Genomic DNA, 18812 nt, shown 5'->3' on the forward strand with positions numbered 1-18812 from the left:
GTTTTTTATTGTGGTTTTGTTGAAACAAAGCCATTTTTTCTTTGTTTAGAAAGGTTTACCGCAAGTGAAAAAGAGAAAAATCATCATCGACTGCGACCCCGGCATCGACGACAGCCTGGCCCTGCTCTATGCTATCCAGCATCCGGGCTTGGAGGTGGCTGCCCTGACGGTCACTGCAGGCAATGTTCCAGTTGAGCTGGGAGCAGACAATGCTTTTAAGATCCTGGAAAGACTGAACAGGCTGGATATTCCGGTCTATGCAGGTGCTGACAGACCCTTGGTCCGCGATTTTGTCTCGGCTCAGGACACCCACGGCATGGATGGTTTGGGCGACGGCAGCATTAAGCGCCGCAGTGCTGCCACCCTTCAGCCAGAGACAGCAAGCGATTTTCTGGCTGCTTATTTCCGGGAGCAGCAGGATACTTCCCTAATCGCTCTGGGACCTTTGACCAATATTGCTCAGGCTCTGAGAAAAAATCCTCTGCTGGGCCAGCATATGGAGCGCTTTGTCAGCATGGGAGGCAGCTACAAATCTCACGGCAACTGCTCACCCGTCGCAGAGTATAACTACTGGTGCGATCCGCATGCAGCTCAGGAGGTCTACCAAAAGCTGGGGAGAAAGATTGAAATGATTGGTCTGGATGTCACGCGCCAAATTGTCCTCACCCCCAACCTTCTGGAGTATATGCACTTCATCCAGCCGGAGGTCGCTGCCTTTGTCCGCACCATCACCCGCTTCTACTGGGATTTCCACTGGAAGTATGAACATATCATCGGCTGTGTCATCAACGACCCGCTGGCTGTCGCTCATTTTCTCCACGAAGACCTCTGTCAGGGCTTTGATGCTTTTGTTGACCTTGCGACTGAAGGCCCTGCACTAGGGCAGACAGTGGTGGATGCTTATGATTTTTACCACCGCCCGGCCAACGCTTTTATCGCCCAAGAGGTCAGCTCTCAGCTCTTTTTCCAGGATTTTTTGGCTGTCATTTTAGAGGCACCTCAAGAAATGATTGCCCAAGACCTGCGCACACTACAGTTAGGATAGAAACATGAAAAAATTTTCACCTTATATCATCTCATTTGCTGCCATCTGCATCGCCCTCAACTATGTCGGCAGCACGCTGGCCCTGCTGCTCAAACTGCCCATCTATCTGGATACCTTTGGAACCGTCTTGGCCAGTCTGGTCCTGGGGCCTCTGGCCGGTGTGGGCATCGCTGTTCTCAGTGCTCTCATCAGCGCCTTTACGACTGATATATCAGCCATCTACTTCTCACCAGTAGCCATATTGCTGGCTCTCTTGGTTTCCATTTTTTTCAAGAATCAGTCCAGGCCCAGCCTAAGCCTGCTGTGGAAAACCCTCCTTGTCTCCCTGCCGGCAACCATTCTGGCCTCACTGATTACCGTTCTGGTCTTTAAGGGCATCACCCCCAGCGGCTCCAGCCTTCTAGTGCAGGGCTTGCACGGCTTGGGGCTCGATCTCGTCAGCAGCACCGTCCTAGTGCAGGCTCTGACCGACTATGCCGACCGCCTCATCGTTATCGGAGTCAGTCTGCTGGTCCTGCCTCAGCTGAAAAAAATCAGCCCCCAATTTTCTGCCAAAACCGGCAGAGTCTGAGCACTGCTTACCCGCTCTTATCTTCCTTTTCATTTTATAGTCTTTTAGTTTGCTGATAATTTCCCTTGAGTATCACTCTCCTGAATTGGGAAATAATACAGAGCAGCTGGCAAAAAAGTCCCACAAATTTATCAGAAAAAGGAGCAGCTCTGAACATTTTTACAATTTGTTCAGGGCTGCTCTTTTTTTTTATTCTTCTGATTGCTGCTCCAACTTTTCCCTTTCCAAACGCAGCTGACGCTTAGGATTGAGCTTGTTGAAGAGTTCTTCTAATTTCTCTGCATTCCAGACATCAGCTGCAGAGACAAAATTTCCGTTTTCATCGCAGAAAGATATTGGTTTATCACCCATGGACAATCCCCTTTTTAAAATATCGTCATTTCGTTTATCTTGTATGACTTTGTTAGCTCGCCTTGCCCTACTTTTGACACTTCCTAGCGGTCTTTTTTTGGCAAGAGGCTGAGACAGACGCCCATTCAGCACCGACTGCGCAAAGAAAATCAAAGCCTATAATCACTTAAGCTGGATGGACTGCAGCCTTAATCTACAAACTCAAACTCAAAACTGCCGATACGAACTACATCGCCGTCCTTGGCACCGCGGGCGCGGAGTGCTTCGTCAACTCCCATCCCCCGCAGTTGGCGGGCGAATTTCATAACCGCTTCATCCCGGTCGAAGTTGGTCATGGTAAAGAGCTTTTCTAGCTTATCGCCAGACAGCAGCCAGGCTGCATCGTCATCGCGGGAAATGTCAAAGGCCGGCGCAGTTTCATCAAAGCCATAGTAGGCTTCTTCTTCCATCTCTGTCTCATCGTAGAGCAGAAACTCCGGTGTTCGATCCAGCAATTCTGCTGTCGCATCCAAAAGGGTCGCAAGTCCCTGCTTGGTCAGACTGGAGATTGGAAAGATTGGCGGCAGGTCCTCAAACTCATCATAATTCTCAGCCAGTTTCTTTTTGAATTCCCTGAGATTCTCTGCACTTTCAGGCATATCCATCTTATTGGCCACGATGATCTGCGGCCGCTCCATGAGGCGGAGATTGTAGGATTCCAGCTCTTTATTGATAGCCAAATAATCTTCATAAGGATCCCGGCCCTCGCTGGCAGACATGTCAACCACATGGAGAATGACCCGGGTCCGCTCGATATGGCGGAGAAACTGGGTTCCCAGACCTACACCCTGGCTGGCTCCCTCAATCAGCCCCGGCAGATCCGCCACGGCAAAGGACTCACCTGAGTGAGTGCGGACCATACCCAGATTGGGCACGATAGTGGTAAAGTGGTAGGCCCCAATCTTGGGCTTGGCTGAGGTGATAACACTGAGCAGGGTTGACTTGCCGACAGAGGGAAAGCCGACCAGTCCGACATCTGCCAGCACTTTTAATTCCAGCAGCAGCTCCCGCTCCTGTCCCGGCTCTCCATTTTCAGAGATTTCGGGGGCAGGATTTTTAGGAGTGGCAAAGCGGATATTGCCGCGGCCGCCGCGGCCGCCATGGGCCACGATGAACTGCTGGCCGTTCTCTATCAGGTCCGTCAGAATCTTACCGGTTTCCGCATCGCGGACAGTCGTTCCCTGCGGTACGCGGACCAGCAAGTCCTCTGCTCCCCGGCCATGCATCCCTTTTGTCATGCCTTTTTCGCCCGACGGTGCCTTAAAGTGGCGGTTGTAGCGGAAGTCCATAAGGGTACGCAGCCCTTCATCAACGACAAAAATCACATCGCCGCCACGGCCGCCGTCGCCGCCCCAAGGACCGCCGTTGGGAACATACTTCTCCCGGCGGAAAGCCACCATGCCGTCACCGCCCTTGCCAGCCTTGACCTGAATCTTGGCTGTATCTAAAAACATACTCATATTCTTTCTCGCTTCTTTTTACTCTAAAAAAACGCCCTAAAGCGTTTGGGATTAGAAGATGGCACTGAGAGCGGAAGCAAAGATTGCTCCGACTGTCACGATCAGCATGATAATTACGACGATCATCGTCAGTTTTTCAAATCCTGTTTTCTTGCGTTGTCCATTATCTCCAAAAGCCACAATAGCACCTCTATTCAAAATTACTAGGTCTATTCTAACACGATTGCAGCTATTTTTCAAATGGAAGGCTAAGGCAGAATCCAGACTGCACTTTCTTAATGAACATTCTATTCGGCTCAACTAATAAAAATCCACACGAAAGCAGGAATAGACAGGATGAGAGCAGACAGCCTCTGAAACGATTCCTTGCCATGGCCAGCAGGGTCCGAACAGCTCTAAAAAAGGCTTTAAGAGCTGCCTCTTAAAACCTTATCTTTTTAGCCTTTTTTCTTACGCAGCAAGACAAGACTTCCCACGGCTGCCAAAACAGCCAGACCTGCTGCTGTCAGCCAGAGAGCATTCTGCTCACCGGTTTTAGGCAGAACTTTTTTAGACTGGGCTGTTGGAGACACAGTGTTATTCGCCTTTGAACCATCAGCAGGGTTATTTCCTGGATCAAAACCTCTGTAGGTATTGGTAAAGGTTGCATCTACATCATAGCTGACAGAGCCCAGATACTCACCGTTGACATCAGTCACCGTTACAGTCAGCTTCGCTTCCTTATCGTCATAGATATAGTCTGGACTGTTGCCAGGGATTTCTTTGATGCTGTAGCTGTAAGTACCCGCAGCATCAAAATTCAATGCTTTAAACTGAACGGAGCCGTCCGCTTCATTGCTGGCCGTCTGCAGCAGATTGCCGTTTGCATCGTAAAGACCGAAGCTAAATTGACCTTGCTCCAAGTCCTTGCCAATCAGCACCTTCTTTGCCTGAATCTGAACATCTTTTGACTGCTCAGCACTTCCTTTACCGGAACCATCTTCCAAACGAACGGACCGTGTAATTGAGCGCTCACCCGGGAAGTTGGAAGCTGTCCAAGTCAGCTTGTTGTTGACGACACTGCCTACATCTGTGCCTTCCGGTACACGGGTTGAGTATTCGATATACATAGGCCAGTTGTAGTTGGTGCCAAAGTTAATGGTAAAGCCATTTGCTTCGCCCTTGTCATTGGTGGACAGCTCCGCTTTATTGGTAAAGTTGTCCAAGACCGGCAGGGTCAGCAGATGGGCTTCATTGCGGATTCCGCCGTCCACCGGAGCATAGCGGACTGCCCGCAGGGTGCCGGGAACCAAGGTCAGGCCGTCTCCAAAATTGTCAGAAATGACCATATCGCGAAGGAGATCCTGTCTGGCATTGAGGATGATGCGCCATTTGACAATGTTCGGATCGCTTTTATCCTGATAGCCGTATTTCATCTCATAGTCACCGGCAGCGCCGTCTTCCTTTTGAAATTGGAAGGCAAAGTCTGTCTGCCCAAACCTGAAGGAGACAGGACCAGTTCCATGGACAGCATCATTGTTCACCCTCACATTAAAGTTTAGAGAGATTTCCTTATGCTCCGTATATTGGGTAAAGTAATCGCTGAAGGTGACTGTAATCGTCTGCGTTGCTGGGTTGGCCTGAGCCTTGCCGACCACTTCTCCCTTGTGATTGACCACATCAAAGACGTCAAAGTTTAAGGGGGTAATCAGGGTTAGCTGCTGAGGCAGCGTGAAAGACAGGGTGTCGCCTTCATTGATAGCCTGAGAATCGGAGAAGGTGAAATTGGTCGTGACAGCCAAAACCTCATTGGTCAGGACAGTCGTATCACTGGTCAACGGATTCCCGTTTTTGGTAATGCTGGTATTTTGGGTATATTCCGTGATTTCAGCAGCCTGCGCTTGAGCCGTGAAGCCAAGTCCTGCAATAACAGCAGACAGCAAGATTAAAATCTTGATAAATATATTATTTTTTTCTTTCATTTTGGACTCCTTTCTCATTTATTATAACAGGAGTATTTCATTTTAGCAACATTTTATACTAAATTGTTTTAATATTCAAATGAGCTGTATAAAGATAAAAAAAGCACAGATAAACAAAGCGGCCGGCTCAATGAATGCCGACATCAAAGAAGGCAGTGAGCTGCTCACAAAGCTCCAGCCACCGCCTCAAAAACTCCACTGGACTATTTAAGCAGCTCGCTGTCCTATCGTCCTGTACGTTAAGCGATAGGCTGAAACTGTCCCCCCGGACAGTTTCGCTGCTAAAAGCAAACTAAAAAGCTATAAATAAAAAAACGAATGATGAGCGCAGGAGACAAACTCCAGCTGCCGTTCATTCGTTTTCTGTCTATTGTGAATCGTTCTTACCGAAACATGCCGGTTCGCTGTTTGAGGAACTCTGCTGTTTCAGCCATTTCATGACTAGCAGATTCTGATTTATTCCAGCCCGATTTCTGCCCGGACGACATTGGCAATGGTATCGACATAATAATTTACTTCCTCGTCAGTCGGTGCCTCAGCCATGACCCGCAAAAGCGGTTCAGTTCCGCTCGGACGGACCAGGATTCGGCCGTTTCCGGCCATTTCGGCTTCCATCTTTTCAATGACAGCCTGAATAGCCGGAACTTCCATAGCCTTGTCCTTCATGCTGTTTTCCACGCGGATATTGACAAGTTTTTGCGGGTAGATAGTGACCTCAGCAGCCAGCTGAGACAGGCTCTTGCCGCTTTCCTGCATGATTTTGGTCAGCTGCACCGCTGACAGCTGGCCGTCTCCGGTCGTATTGTAGTCCATGATAATGACATGGCCGGACTGCTCACCGCCCAGATTGTAGCCTGATTTGCGCATCTCTTCTACCACATAGCGATCGCCGACGGCTGTGATAGCCTTTTGAATCCCTTCCCGGTCTAAGGCCTTGTGGAAGCCAAGATTGGACATGACGGTTGTCACGATAGTATTTTGGGCCAGTTCCCCTTTTTCAGACAGGTACTTGCCGATGATATACATGATCTTGTCGCCGTCTACCAGCTCACCGGTTTCATCTACGGCAATCAGGCGGTCGCTGTCACCGTCAAAAGCAAGGCCGATAGCGGCGCCAGATTCGCGGACCGTTTCCTGCAGGGCTTCGGGATGAGTTGAGCCGACATGGAGATTGATGTTGAGGCCGTCAGGATTTTCACCGATGACTGTCAGCTGAGCTCCCAGATCCGCAAAGACTTGCCGGGCACTGGTCGATGCTGCTCCATTTGCTGTATCAAGCGCCACATGCATGCCTTCCAGATCCAGACCGGTTGATACCAGGTACTGCTGGTACTTGCGCAGACCTTCCGGATAGTCCACCAAGTCGCCCAAACCTTCTGCACTGGGACGGGGCAGATGGTCCTCTGCCGCATCCAGCAGCGCTTCAATTTCCAGTTCACACTCATCATCCAGCTTGTAGCCGTCACCGCCGAAGAATTTGATACCGTTGTCCAGAGCCGGATTATGGCTGGCTGAAATCATGACACCGGCGCTGGCCTTTTCTGACTTGACCAGATAGGCCACTCCCGGCGTTGCAATAACGCCCAGCTTGTAGACATGAATACCGACCGACAGCAGTCCTGCAATCAGGGCGCTTTCCAGCATCTCTCCCGAAATACGGGTGTCGCGGCCGACAAAGACCCGAGGAACCTCGCTTTCGTGCTGGCTCAGAACATAGCCGCCAAAACGGCCGAGTTTGAAAGCCAATTCCGGCGTCAGTTCTACATTTGCTTCTCCTCGAACACCATCGGTTCCAAAGTATTTACCCATTGTTTCTAATTTTCCTTTCAATTTGAAAACTTATTTATCTTTTGAGCTGGACGAATTTGCCTCCGAACTGCTGCCGGAGCCGGATGAGCCAGAGCTCGTTGTTTTGGTTGTCACTTTCATCGTTGTTTCAAACGGTGTCACTACACTCGGCAGGATATTGCCGCTTGCATCAACAGCCTGCAGCGGCACCGTACCGCTGTAGCTGCCGGTCAGCGTGACATTGGCCGGCAGAATCGCTACGACATAGTCGATTCTGGATAAGGTATCCTGATCACTGGTGACCGTTACTTCCTTATCTTCCAGCGTTACGCCGCTGACAGAAATATTTTCAGCGAGCTGACTGTCGGCAATCAGGGAGCGGACTTCTACTTTCTTGCTGGCTTTTTTGCCGATTTTTACTGAAATCTTCTGCGGTGTCACTGTCGCTGTCAGACCGCTGGGCAGATTTTCCACTTTCAGCTGGGCCTCTACAGTGCCTTCGGTCGCCTTGGACAGGTCTGCCACTACCTTAAATTTCCGGGTGCTTTCCTGCGTCTCGCTGGCCAGACTGACCCGATTGGAGCCGGTCAGAGCGACAGAGACTTCGGAGGTAAAGCCGCTGATAAAGTAATTGTCACTGTCGTATTTGATGTCAATCGGTACATTCGAAACGGTATTGGTATAGGTTTCTGATGTAGTCTGGCGCACACTGATACTGTTCTGGTAGCTGCTGGAGGTCGCATAGACAAAGAGGACGACAGCAAAGAAAAGCGAGGAAATAATATAGAGAATTCTTTTTCTTTTACTTTGTTTCATTTCTTCAGCCCTCCCAACAAGCGATTTTTCAGCCCTGAGGGCTTCTGCTGCTCCGGCAGAAAGACTTTTTTCAGCTCCGCTTCAAAATCTTCTAAGCTCAGATCATGCTTGAAAATCCCATTGTGTGTGGTGGAAATACCGCCTGTCTCCTCGGAAACGATAAAGGTAAAGGCGTCGGAAACTTCTGACAGGCCGATGGCTGCACGGTGGCGGGTCCCAAACTCCTTGGAAATGGCGGTGCTTTCTGTCAGGGGCAGGTAAGCACAGGATACGGCAATTTTATTATCCTTGATAATCACAGCTCCGTCATGCAGCGGTGTATTGGGGATAAAGATGTTGATCAGCAGCTCCCCAGACACATCCGCATCCAGCGGGATGCCTGTTGCCATATACTCCTGCAGGGTCCGGGTCCTCTGAACAGCTACCAGGGCACCGATTTTCCGCGGGCTCATGTAGGCCACAGCCTTGACAAAGGCCTGGATCATTTTTTCCTCGCTGCTGACCGGAGCCGCAGAGAAGATTTCCGTCGCCCGACCCAGCTTTTCCAGACCGGCCCGTATTTCAGGCGAGAAGATGACCACGGCAGCAATGACCCCGTAAGTGATGACCTGATTGATCAGCCAGGAAATGGTAGTCAGTCCGATTAGATTGGCCAAAAACTGAGCCAAGATAAAAAAGAGCACCCCCCGGACCAGAATCATAATCTTGGTTCCGGCAATGGCCTTGGTCAGATAGTATAATATCCACGTAACAATGAGAATATCAATAATATTGATAAGAATATTCCGCGGGTCAGAAAACAGACTGGACCAATACTGGAGATTGGTTAATTGTTGAAAATTCATACCTAGACTTCCTGCTTATCTCTTTTAAAATCCATATTCATAAAGACTTGTCAATCCATTATATCACGTTTGACGATATTTTTCTGTAACCTTCTTTACTTTTTTATGATAAAATATTTCTTATGAAGATAAATACCCATTTGGCAGCCCTTGCAGGCAAGTCCTCCCACTTTGTCCTCAGCAAATTGGGCCGGGGCTCCACCCTGCCGGGAAAAATTGCCCTCAAATTTGATAAAAACCTGCTGCAGAGTCTGGCCCGCGATTATGAAATTGTGGTCGTCACCGGCACCAACGGCAAAACCCTGACCACTGCTCTGACAGTCGGCATTCTCAGAGAAGCCTTTGGCCCGGTCGTGACCAATCCCAGCGGAGCCAATATGATTTCCGGCATTGCCACTACTTTTCTGACAGCCAAAAAAAACAAGTCCGGCAAGAATATCGCTGTCCTGGAAATCGACGAAGCCAGCCTGTCTCGCATCTGCGACTATATCAAGCCCAGTCTCTTTGTCTTTACCAATATCTTCCGCGACCAGATGGACCGCTACGGGGAGATTTACACCACCTACCAGATGATTCTGGATGCGGCAGCCAAAGTACCGGAGGCGACGGTGCTCATGAATGGTGACAGCCCGCTGTTCAACTCGGTCACCCTGAAAAATCCAGTCCGCTACTATGGCTTTGATACCGAAAAAGGTCCGGCCCAGCTGGCCCACTATAATACCGAAGGGATTCTCTGCCCTAACTGCCAGCATATTCTCAAGTATAGGCTCAATAGCTATGCCAATCTGGGAGACTATATCTGTCAGGACTGCGGCTTTAAGCGGCCGGAGCTGGACTGCCGGCTGACCGCCCTCAAAGAGCTGCGGCATAACAGCTCTGCCTTTGTCATTGACGGCCAAGACTACCATATCAATATCGGCGGCCTCTACAATATCTACAATGCTCTGACGGCGGTAGCAGTCGCCCAGTTCTTTGGTGTCGAGCCTGCGACTATCAAGGCCGGCTTTGACAAGAGCCGGGCCGTTTTTGGCCGGCAGGAGACCTTTACGATCGGCGGCAAAGAGTGCACGCTGGTCCTGATTAAAAATCCTGTCGGAGCGACTCAGGCTCTGGAGATGATTAAGCTGGCGCCTTTTCCCTTCACTCTCTCCGTCCTGCTCAATGCCAACTACGCCGACGGCATCGATACCAGCTGGATCTGGGATGCGGACTTTGAGCAGATCCTGAAGATGGACATCCCCCATATCACAGCCGGCGGTGTCCGCCACTCCGAAATTGCCCGCCGTCTGCGGGTGACCGGCTATGATGCCAGCCGCATCAGCGAAGTCAGGGACTTAGAAGCTGTCTTCAAAGGGATTGAAAGTCAGGAAACACCGCACGCTTATATCTTGGCTACCTATACCGCCATGCTGGAATTCCGCGAGCTCTTAGCCTCCCGCCAAGTCGTCAGAAAGGAGATGGACTAATGGTTTACACTTCTCTTGCTTCTCCTGAACATGGTACTTATCCTTATGAGCTCAAGATTGCCCACCTCTACGGCAATCTCATGAATACCTACGGCGACAACGGCAATGTTCTCATGCTCAAGTATGTGGCCGAAAAACTGGGCGCCAAGGTTCAGGTAGACATTGTCTCTCTGGAAGATGACTTCGACAAGGACTTTTATGACCTGGTCTTTTTCGGCGGCGGTCAGGACTATGAGCAGACCATCGTAGCCCGTGATTTGCCGGCCAAAAAAGAGGCTTTGGAAAGTTTTATCAATGAAAACGGCGTCGTCCTTGCTATCTGCGGCGGCTTCCAGCTGCTGGGCCAATACTATATCGAAGCATCCGGACGGCGGATTGAGGGTCTGGGCATCATGGGCCACTATACCCTCAACCAAACCAAGAACCGCTATATCGGTGACATCAAGATTCATAATGAAGAATTTAACGAGACTTACTACGGCTTTGAAAATCATCAAGGCCGCACCTTCCTCTCTGACGATGAAAAACCGCTGGGCAAGGTAGTCTACGGCAAGGGCAATAACCAAGAAGACGGCAGCGAAGGCGTCCACTACAAGAATGTCTTTGGCTCCTACTTCCACGGCCCTATCCTTTCCCGCAATGCCAATCTGGCCTACCGGCTGGTCACCACTGCCCTGCAGAAGAAATACGGGCCAAATATCAGCCTAGCCGCCTATGATGACATCCTAGCTCAGGAAGTCCCAGAAGAATACGGCGATGTTAAGAGCAAGGCTGATTTTGAATAAAGATACTCTTTGAAAATCGAATTCAAACTACGTCACCTCAACAGTCTGGAAGACTGTTGAGGTGGTAGATGACGAAAGCGAAGCTTTCGTCAACGATCCGTACTTTTGATACTTCCTGACGGAAGCTCTATTCACAACCTCAAAACCTCCACTGAGATTTTTGAGCAGCCTGCGGCTTGCACCGATACCATCTGTCTTGAAACGATAATTTTCAAGACAGATGGTTAGTGCGGAAATTAGAGAAAGTCCCTTGGGATTTCTCGTGCTAAGACGAGCAGGTTCCTGCCGTCCTAGCTACTCCTGCCTAGTTTGCTCTTCGATTTTCTTTGAGTATCAACAAAACCTAGACTGGCAATCCGGTCTAGGTTTTTTGTGTGCTCGTGAACTTTTACAGAAATCGTCAGCTTTTCTCCTCAGACAGTCCCTCCTGCCCGCCTGTCTGATCCTTGTCATCGCCTATAAAATAGCAGGCAATACTGAGGAAATAATCTGTGATGACTTCCGGCGGCTCCGGCTCCTCCTGCTGCAGCCAGCTCCAGATGGAATTACTGAAACCGCCGATTAAAAAGTGAATTCTAAATAAATTTCCATCCATCTGGTCCTCACCGAAAAACCTTTCGATAACCGCAGGACCATGGACATTCCAGGCAAAAATAAAAGGTGAAAAAAGCTTGCTCCTGATAATACCTCTCAGCTCTTGGCGCTTGCCATACCAAAAACGAAAAAGATGCAGAAACGCTTCACGATTATCGTATTTCTCCAGCATTTCCAGCTCCATGGCAAAGTATTCCTCCGTCAGCTGCTGGAAATAGTAGTCCAGCAAATCAGATTTATTGCGGAAGTGCCGATAAAAGGTCCGGCGGGAAGTCTGGGAAACCTCGATGATATCCTTGACCGATATAGCTGTAAAATCCTGGCTCTGGAGCAGGGTCAGCAGGGCCCTCACCAGCATGTCCTTGGTCTCCTGCACCTGGAATTTCTTACCGTCCATCTCTTCCTCCTCTGCATGTGAAACACTTGTCACCGAAAAGTATCTCTTGTCGGCAAAAGGCTGTTTTGCCTTGAATCTGCCTATGGGCTTGGTTATAATCTTAGTGACAATTCGCTATCAGTATAGCTTATTCTGTCTGATTTTTCAACAAAGGGATCAGTCCTACATTTTATAAGTTGAGCAAATAGAAAGGAAATCTCATGACACAAGAAACAACTCTTAAACCTGAACCAGAACTCATCTGGCCTTTTCTGGCCTGGAACTTTGGCTGGACTTGAGGCTTTTGGCTGTTGGCTATTCTTCTCAAAAATCTCTGGCCGGGCAACCCGCCCGCTGCCTCTCTGATTCTTGAAGTCTCACTGAATATCCTTGGTTTTTTCGGACCGCTGCTGGCCAGTCTGATTGTTCTAAAAAAGAGAAGCTTCAAGGCTATCCTTTCCTTTATCATCTCAGGCAGGAAGGGGACCTGGCTCTATTTTCTGATCTTTAGCGGAGGTCTGACAATGACTTTTGTTTTGGCCTCTGGAGGCAGACTGATGGACGGTGCCTTAGTTACATTCCCATCATATTTTACCTTCTCTACTATCCTGGGCGGCGGCATTGAAGAATTTGGCTGGCGGGGCTTTCTGCAGCCAGCTATGGAGAAAAAATTTTCCTTTCCTCTAGCTACTTTGATGACTGGTATCATCTGGGCTTGCCGGCATATCCCTCTCTGGTTTTATGACCGATTTCAGGATCGAAGCCAGGATCCTTTCCTGCTCTTTATTATCACCACTATCATCCTCGCTATCTGGCTCGCCGGACTTCGTAAGAGGACCCAGTCTGTTCTGGCCTGCAATTTCTTCCATGCCCTGTTCAATACTCTTGCTGTGACTGTTATTGGCATCATTCAAGCTATAGGAACTCTGAATTTCTCACAAATCAATCCCTTCTTTTTCCTTGGCGGGCTTGCTATTCTGACCCTTTACAGTATCTATCTCTGGTATTGGACGGATAAGGAGGAGAACATTTTCAAGAAAAATAGAAAGGAAAGCTGATGAAAAGAATTATCTTGCTAACGATTTTCGCCATCCTAACGCTGGGCCTCTTCCAGCCACTGACTGGGCTGGCTGAGGAGCCGCAAAAGCTGCCTTCAGGCACAGACCGCAGCCAGATTGGCCAGAAAATCCAGGACTTTGTCAAGGAACATGAAAAGACAATGGCCGGCATGGAAACAGCTGTCTTTGACGCCAGGGGCACCATTTACCGGGGCAACTTCGGCTACATAGACAAGGAAAACAAGATCAAGACCGATGACTCCAGCGTCTTTGAATGGGGAGCAATTACCAAGCTGACCGTCTGGGTCTCGGTCATGCAGCTCTGGGAGGAAGGAAAAATCAACCTTGAAGAAGACATCCGAACCTATCTGCCGGAAGGCTTTCTGCGGAACCTCCGCTACGACAAGGCCATCACCATGCTGGACCTCATGAATCATCAGACAGGTTTTGATACTAGCCCCAATTATCTGAAGGGCGACAAGAGCCTGAAAGAGATTTTAACCATCTACCAGCCCATTCAGTCCTTTGAGCCGGGCACCGTCACAGCTTATTCCAACTACGGGACAGGACTAGCAGCCTACATGGTGGAGCGGCTTTCTGGCCAGCGCTTCGCAGATTATGTCCATGAGCATATCTTCCAGCCGCTAGGCATGGACCGGACTGCCATCCTGCCGGACCTGTCTGACAATGCCTATGTGCAGGCCAAACGCAGGGAAGCCATGGGGTATGATAGCCAAGGCCAGCTCTTGGGCAGCACCAACTTGGAATTTGGCCTCTATCCAGCCAGCAGAGCGACCGGTACACTGGAGGATTTGCAAAAGTTTGCTCAGGCGCTTCTCAAAAGGGAAACACTTTTCCAGCGGCTGGAGACTTGGGCGACCTTCTATACCGGCACTTCGACCTATCCGGGCACAGACATGGTCCGAAACGCCCACGGCTTCTGGACCAGTGAGTATGGCCTTTCCGTCCTGAGCCAAGGAGGCCACACGGTCGGCTTTTCTGCCAATCTCTTGCTGGACCTTGAATCAGAGGTCTGCATGATTGTCATGACCAATCAATCCATTGAAGAGCGCTACAATTTCGCTATGCCAGAACTGGTCTTCGGCCAGCGAAAAACAGCCAGTCCAGCCACCCAAAAGAATTTTGAGCCCGGCTATTATCGATCTTTCAGGATTTTTAACAGCGGGCCCCTGTCTATTGCGAAAATCGTCCCTCCCTTCCTTGATCGGTTCAGCAGTCCAGATGCACTCAAAGATGAATTTTGGACCCTTGATGACAGCAGCGGACGGACGATATTGTCTCTGTCTTCCTCTGACTTTGAGAAGGTCTCTGACCTTGCACTCTTTACGGACTATGCCCTTACAGGCTTGGGAATTTTGGCCAGCCTTTTTGCTCTGGGCAATCTCTTGTGCAGCTTTTTGAAAGATGGCATTCGTCTCATTTCAGGCAGGCAGAAGACTGCTGCTCTCCGTTCTTGGAAGATTTGGAATTATGTGGCTTCTCTAGCTACCATAGCTGTTCCGCTTCAGCTCTTATTGGTTTTCCAGGCAGTTTTGAAGAACGATTTCAGCGGCATCAGCCCTTGGCGCTATATGGTTTTTGCGGGACTAGGCCTGGTCTTGGCTGTCTGTTCCGCCTATCCGCTCCTGCGCAAATTCCAGCTCAGCCGAGGCGGGAAAATCCTAACCGTCCTGACCAGTCTGTCTGCTCTAGCTATCGTCGCTAACATCCTCTGCTGGTCCCTCTATCAGTGGTGGGTCTTCTAACAATGAAAGGAACATCCTATGAAAAAATCAAGTATTCTAATTATTTTCATCATCCTAATCCTCGCCCTCTTAGTTTACTGCTGCAATAGCTAAATCTGAAATAGTTTAAAAAGGAGTACGATATGATAACAAAACGAGTATTTTTATGGCTTCTGACTATCCTCAGTCTGGGACTTTTCCAGCCAAGCACCGCGCTGGCCGAAGAATCACAAAAGCTACCGTCTGGCACAGACCGCAATCAGATTGGCCAGAAGATTCAGGACTTTGTCAAGGAACATGAAAAAACGACCGCCGGTATGGAAATGTCTGTCTTTGATACAAACGGCACTATCTACCGGGGTAACTTTGGCTACATTGATAAGGAAAAAGGCGTCAAGGCCGATGACGACAGCGTTTTTGAATGGGGCTCTGTCACTAAACTAACCGTTTGGGTGTCAGTCATGCAGCTCTGGGAGGAAGGTGAGATTGACCTTGAAGAAGACATCCGCACCTATCTGCCCAAGGATTTTCTAAAAACTCTCCGCTTTGACAAGCCCATCACCATGCTGGACCTGATGAACCATCAGGCAGGCTTTGAGGAGTCATCCGCAGCCATGAACTCTGACCAAAAGAGTATGGAGGAACTCCTGGCCACGAAACAGCCGGCGCAAATTTTTGAGCCCGGCAGCAAGACTGCCTATTCTAATTACGGGACAGGCTTAGCCGCCTATATCGTCGAACGAATCAGCAAGCAGAGCTTTTCAGACTATGCCCACCAGCATATCTTTCAGCCGCTGGGCATGGACCGGACTGCCCTCTTGCCAGACTTATCTGACAATGCCTATGTCCGTGACAAACGCAAGGAAGGTCAGGCCTACAATGCCAACGGCCAAGCTCAGGGCCCATCCATCTTTTACCTCAGCTTATACCCAGTAGGGCAGGCGACCAGCACTTTTGAAGATTTTCAGAAATTTGCCCAGGCCCTTCTCAAGCAGGATAAACTCTTTCAGCGGCCGGAGACTTGGGACACTCTATACTCCGCCAGCTCCACCTATCCCGGCACAGACCTGCCGCTCAATATGCACGGCTTCTGGACTGTGGAATACGGCACAAGTGTGGTTGGCCATGGAGGCAATACCGACGGTTTCTCCTCTAAAATCCTGCTGGACCTGAAAAACGGAGTCGGCTATGCTGTTATGACCAATCAGGCCCAAGAACTTATCTATAACGAAACGATGCCGGAGCTGATTTTTGGAGTCAAGAAAAAAACGGACAAATCTACTTTTGAAGCCTTCCAACCCGGCTTCTACCGCCGGGCGCGCTACTTTGCGACTGGCCCCATGTCCATTACCCGAGGATTTTTATACACCAGTTACGCCTCTAAAGGTAGGGACAATTCCCTCCTCAGTCAGGACTATGCTGTCCTCAGCAGGAAAGACGGTCAGGAGATGGTAACGGCTGCCTATGGGGATAGCTACAAGATTACAGACATGGAGGCCTACATGGACTATACCATGTATCTCCTCTTCTTTATCGGCCTAGTCTATGCCTTCATCAACCTTATCATCAGCGGAGCAGCTGATCTCATCCGTCTAGTCAGAAAGAAAACTGCCAAGGCACCGACAGATTTAAAAATCTGGAATTACCTAACCACGCTGACCATTCTTGGCGCAGGTTTCAACTCCTATCTCATCTTTGCCACTATGGCCGTCAGCAAGACTGCTATCATGCAGCCTTGGCGCTATATGGTCTTTGCAGGGCTGGGAATTTTACTGATTGCTAGTCTGGTCTACCCTTTGATAACTAAGATTAAAAACCGACTGAGCAGAGGCCGGCTGGCCCTAACTATCCTAACCAGCCTATCCGCCCTAGCCATCGTGGTCAACATCCTCTACTGGTCCCTCTATCAGTGGTGGGTGGTCTAATGATGAAAGGAAATCTGATGAAAAATCTCTGATGGTTAAAAAAGGGCGATAGACTTGTCTGAAAGGTCAAAAAGGTCTTTAGAAGCCTTACTTTTACTATAATTGAGTAGGAAAAATGCTGTAGAAGCCTTGCTTTTGCTATAAAAGATTAGTGAAAAAGAAAATAGAAAGGAAATCTGATGAAAAAAATATTTATTCTCACACTTTTAATCATCTTAACGCTGGGATTGTTTCGGCCAGTCACTGCCTTGGCCGAGGATCAGAAGCTGCCTTCGGGCACAGACCGCAGTCAGATTGGCCAGAAAATCGAGAATTTTGTCAAGGAACATGAAAAAACGACTGCCGGAATGGAAACAGCAATCTTCGACACCAACGGTACCATTTATCGAGGCAACTTCGGCTACATGGATAAGGAAAACAAGGTCAAGGCTGATGATGACAGCGTCTTTGAATGGGGTTCGGTCACCAAACTGACTGTCTGGGTCTCCGTTATGCAGCTCTGGGAAGAAGGAAAAATTGACCTAGAGGAAGACGTTCGCACCTATCTGCCGGAGGGTTTTCTGCGCAATCTCCGCTACGACAAGCCCATCACCATGCTGGACCTCATGAACCATCAGGCCGGTTTTGATGATACACCACTTTACTTAAAAGGCGATAAGAGTAACCTAGAAGAACTGCTCAGCGACTATCAGCCTATCCAGTCCTTCGAGCCGGGCACGACAACCATTTATTCCAACTACGGCACAAGTCTGGCCGCTTATATCGTCGAGCGGATTTCCGGTCAGACCTATGTAGACTATGTACATGAGCACATCTTCCGGCCGCTGGACATGGACCGGACAGCAATCCTGCCTGATCTATCTGACAATGCCTATGTGCAGAAGAAGCGCAAGGAAGACAAAGGCTACACCAGTGAAGGGGAACTCATAGGTGATGCCCCCTACGAAGTCGGCCTCTATCCAGCCGGGCGGGCTACAGGGACCTTGGATGACCTGCAGAAATTTGCCCAAACCCTGCTATCTCGCAGAACTCTCTTTAACCGGCCTGAGACCTGGACGACTCTGTACACTACTAGCCTGACCTATCCCGGCACAGACACTGTTCGCAATGCCCATGGATTTTGGGCCAATGAATACGGCGTCACAGTTCTGGGTCATGGCGGTAATACAAATGGATTTTCCAGCTATCTTCGTCTGGACCTCAAGAAGGGCGTCGGTCAGGTGATTATGACCAATCAATTTAATGAGCAGATTTACAATTACCAAATGCCCGAATTAATCTTTGGCAAGCTGCAGACGGCCAGTGCTGAGACTAAGAAAGAGTTTGAACCGGGTTATTACCGCGTGCTTCGCAATTACAATCAAGGGCCAGCGACCTGGACCCAACTCCTTCCAAATGTTACATTTGAGCTAAAGGATTCATCCTCTGAACAAATAGATGGCACTTTTTGGACCCTTTATAAATATAAGGGAAAAACCCGAATCGCTACCTCGGTCAGTGATTTGGAGAAAGTCCCTGACTGGGAAATCTGGACCCAGTATGGTCTGGCTGCCTTGGCCGGTCTCAGTGTTCTTTATGCCTTGGGCAGTCTGCTGGTCCGTCTCCTGCTGGGACTTTATCGGCTTGTCTTTGATAAGCATAAGAGCGGTCAAGTGCGCGCCCTGAAAATCTGGCAGATTATGACAGCTGCAGGCATAACCGCATTTGCCGGTAATTTCCTGCTCCTCCTTCAAAGCGCTATGGATGCTTCGGACTATAGTGTAGTTAGTCAGTGGCGTTACATGGTCTTTGCCGGACTGGGCTTGTTGCTGGCTGGCTGTGCGATCTATCCGTTTTTGACGAAAGCCAAGTCCCAGCTCAGCCGTAGCGGGAAAGTCCTGACTGTCCTGACCAGCCTATCCGCCCTAGCCATCGTGGTCAACATCCTCTACTGGTCCCTCTATCAGTGGTGGGTGGTCTAATCATGAAAAAGCTCTGCTTTATCAAG

General features: G+C 49.4%; 15 protein-coding genes and 1 pseudogene. 8 read left to right on the forward strand and 8 right to left on the reverse strand.

Annotation, left to right across the window (positions count from 1 at the left end; genetic code table 11):
* The first annotated feature begins 64 nt into the window (after positions 1-64).
* Complete coding sequence (locus tag DHL47_RS01870; RefSeq protein ID WP_209550713.1) at positions 65-1045, forward strand: nucleoside hydrolase; 981 nt, start codon at positions 65-67, stop codon at positions 1043-1045.
* Positions 1046-1049: 4 nt separating this feature from the next.
* Positions 1050-1616, forward strand: coding sequence for an ECF transporter S component (locus DHL47_RS01875; RefSeq protein ID WP_209550714.1), 567 nt, complete (start codon positions 1050-1052; stop codon positions 1614-1616).
* A 189-nt stretch (positions 1617-1805) separates the two neighbouring features.
* On the opposite strand, the gene DHL47_RS01880 is transcribed toward DHL47_RS01875, so the two are convergent.
* The 7 genes from DHL47_RS01880 to cdaA all read right to left on the reverse strand — a co-directional run bounded on the left by DHL47_RS01880 (position 1806) and on the right by cdaA (position 8876).
* Positions 1806-1967 (reverse strand): hypothetical protein, encoded by a 162-nt coding sequence (locus DHL47_RS01880; protein ID WP_209550715.1) that lies wholly within the window; start codon positions 1965-1967, stop codon positions 1806-1808.
* Between the two features lie 188 nt (positions 1968-2155).
* The gene (gene obgE / locus DHL47_RS01885; protein ID WP_209550716.1) at positions 2156-3466 is read right to left on the reverse strand and encodes a GTPase ObgE; all 1311 of its coding nucleotides are present in this window, start codon (positions 3464-3466) and stop codon (positions 2156-2158) included.
* A 51-nt stretch (positions 3467-3517) separates the two neighbouring features.
* Positions 3518-3646 (reverse strand): DUF4044 domain-containing protein, encoded by a 129-nt coding sequence (locus DHL47_RS01890; RefSeq protein WP_128836865.1) that lies wholly within the window; start codon positions 3644-3646, stop codon positions 3518-3520.
* A 257-nt stretch (positions 3647-3903) separates the two neighbouring features.
* Entirely contained in the window at positions 3904-5427 is a 1524-nt protein-coding gene (locus DHL47_RS01895) for an Ig-like domain-containing protein (RefSeq protein ID WP_128836866.1), read from the reverse strand.
* 456 nt (positions 5428-5883) lie between these two features.
* Positions 5884-7236 carry a phosphoglucosamine mutase gene (glmM, locus tag DHL47_RS01900; RefSeq protein ID WP_209550717.1) on the reverse strand — a complete coding sequence of 451 codons (1353 nt, stop codon included), beginning with the start codon at positions 7234-7236 and terminating at the stop codon, positions 5884-5886.
* Between the two features lie 30 nt (positions 7237-7266).
* Positions 7267-8031 carry a CdaR family protein gene (locus DHL47_RS01905; RefSeq protein WP_128836868.1) on the reverse strand — a complete coding sequence of 255 codons (765 nt, stop codon included), beginning with the start codon at positions 8029-8031 and terminating at the stop codon, positions 7267-7269.
* Positions 8028-8876 (reverse strand): diadenylate cyclase CdaA, encoded by an 849-nt coding sequence (gene cdaA, locus DHL47_RS01910; protein ID WP_128836869.1) that lies wholly within the window; start codon positions 8874-8876, stop codon positions 8028-8030. Before cdaA ends, DHL47_RS01905 begins: the two co-directional genes overlap by 4 nt.
* A 122-nt stretch (positions 8877-8998) precedes the next feature.
* On the opposite strand from cdaA, the gene murT reads away from it, so the two are divergent.
* On the forward strand, positions 8999-10342 hold the full coding sequence (murT, locus tag DHL47_RS01915; RefSeq protein ID WP_128836870.1) for a lipid II isoglutaminyl synthase subunit MurT: 1344 nt from the start codon (positions 8999-9001) through the stop codon (positions 10340-10342).
* Positions 10342-11127 (forward strand): lipid II isoglutaminyl synthase subunit GatD, encoded by a 786-nt coding sequence (gene gatD / locus DHL47_RS01920; RefSeq protein WP_209550718.1) that lies wholly within the window; start codon positions 10342-10344, stop codon positions 11125-11127. The genes murT and gatD overlap by 1 nt, the downstream gene beginning before the upstream one ends.
* 400 nt (positions 11128-11527) lie before the next feature.
* Here the strand turns inward: gatD and DHL47_RS01925 are convergent, their stop codons facing one another.
* Positions 11528-12118 (reverse strand): TetR/AcrR family transcriptional regulator, encoded by a 591-nt coding sequence (locus DHL47_RS01925; RefSeq protein WP_209550719.1) that lies wholly within the window; start codon positions 12116-12118, stop codon positions 11528-11530.
* Positions 12119-12318: 200 nt separating this feature from the next.
* On the opposite strand from DHL47_RS01925, the pseudogene DHL47_RS01930 reads away from it, so the two are divergent.
* From DHL47_RS01930 to DHL47_RS01945, 4 genes and pseudogenes are all read left to right on the forward strand, one after another.
* Positions 12319-13155 (forward strand): annotated as a pseudogene (locus DHL47_RS01930) (lysostaphin resistance A-like protein).
* Positions 13155-14921 (forward strand): serine hydrolase domain-containing protein, encoded by a 1767-nt coding sequence (locus tag DHL47_RS01935; RefSeq protein ID WP_209550720.1) that lies wholly within the window; start codon positions 13155-13157, stop codon positions 14919-14921. Before DHL47_RS01930 ends, DHL47_RS01935 begins: the two are co-directional and overlap by 1 nt.
* Positions 14922-15043: 122 nt before the next feature.
* Positions 15044-16825 carry a serine hydrolase domain-containing protein gene (locus DHL47_RS01940; RefSeq protein ID WP_209550721.1) on the forward strand — a complete coding sequence of 594 codons (1782 nt, stop codon included), beginning with the start codon at positions 15044-15046 and terminating at the stop codon, positions 16823-16825.
* 179 nt (positions 16826-17004) lie between these two features.
* A complete protein-coding gene (locus tag DHL47_RS01945) occupies positions 17005-18786 on the forward strand; it encodes a serine hydrolase domain-containing protein (protein WP_209550722.1) in 1782 nt (593 codons plus the stop codon).
* The last annotated feature ends 26 nt before the right edge of the window (positions 18787-18812 follow it).

The sequence above is a fragment of the Streptococcus panodentis genome (genome assembly GCF_017884005.1).
GTDB classification, from domain to species: domain Bacteria; phylum Bacillota; class Bacilli; order Lactobacillales; family Streptococcaceae; genus Streptococcus; species Streptococcus panodentis.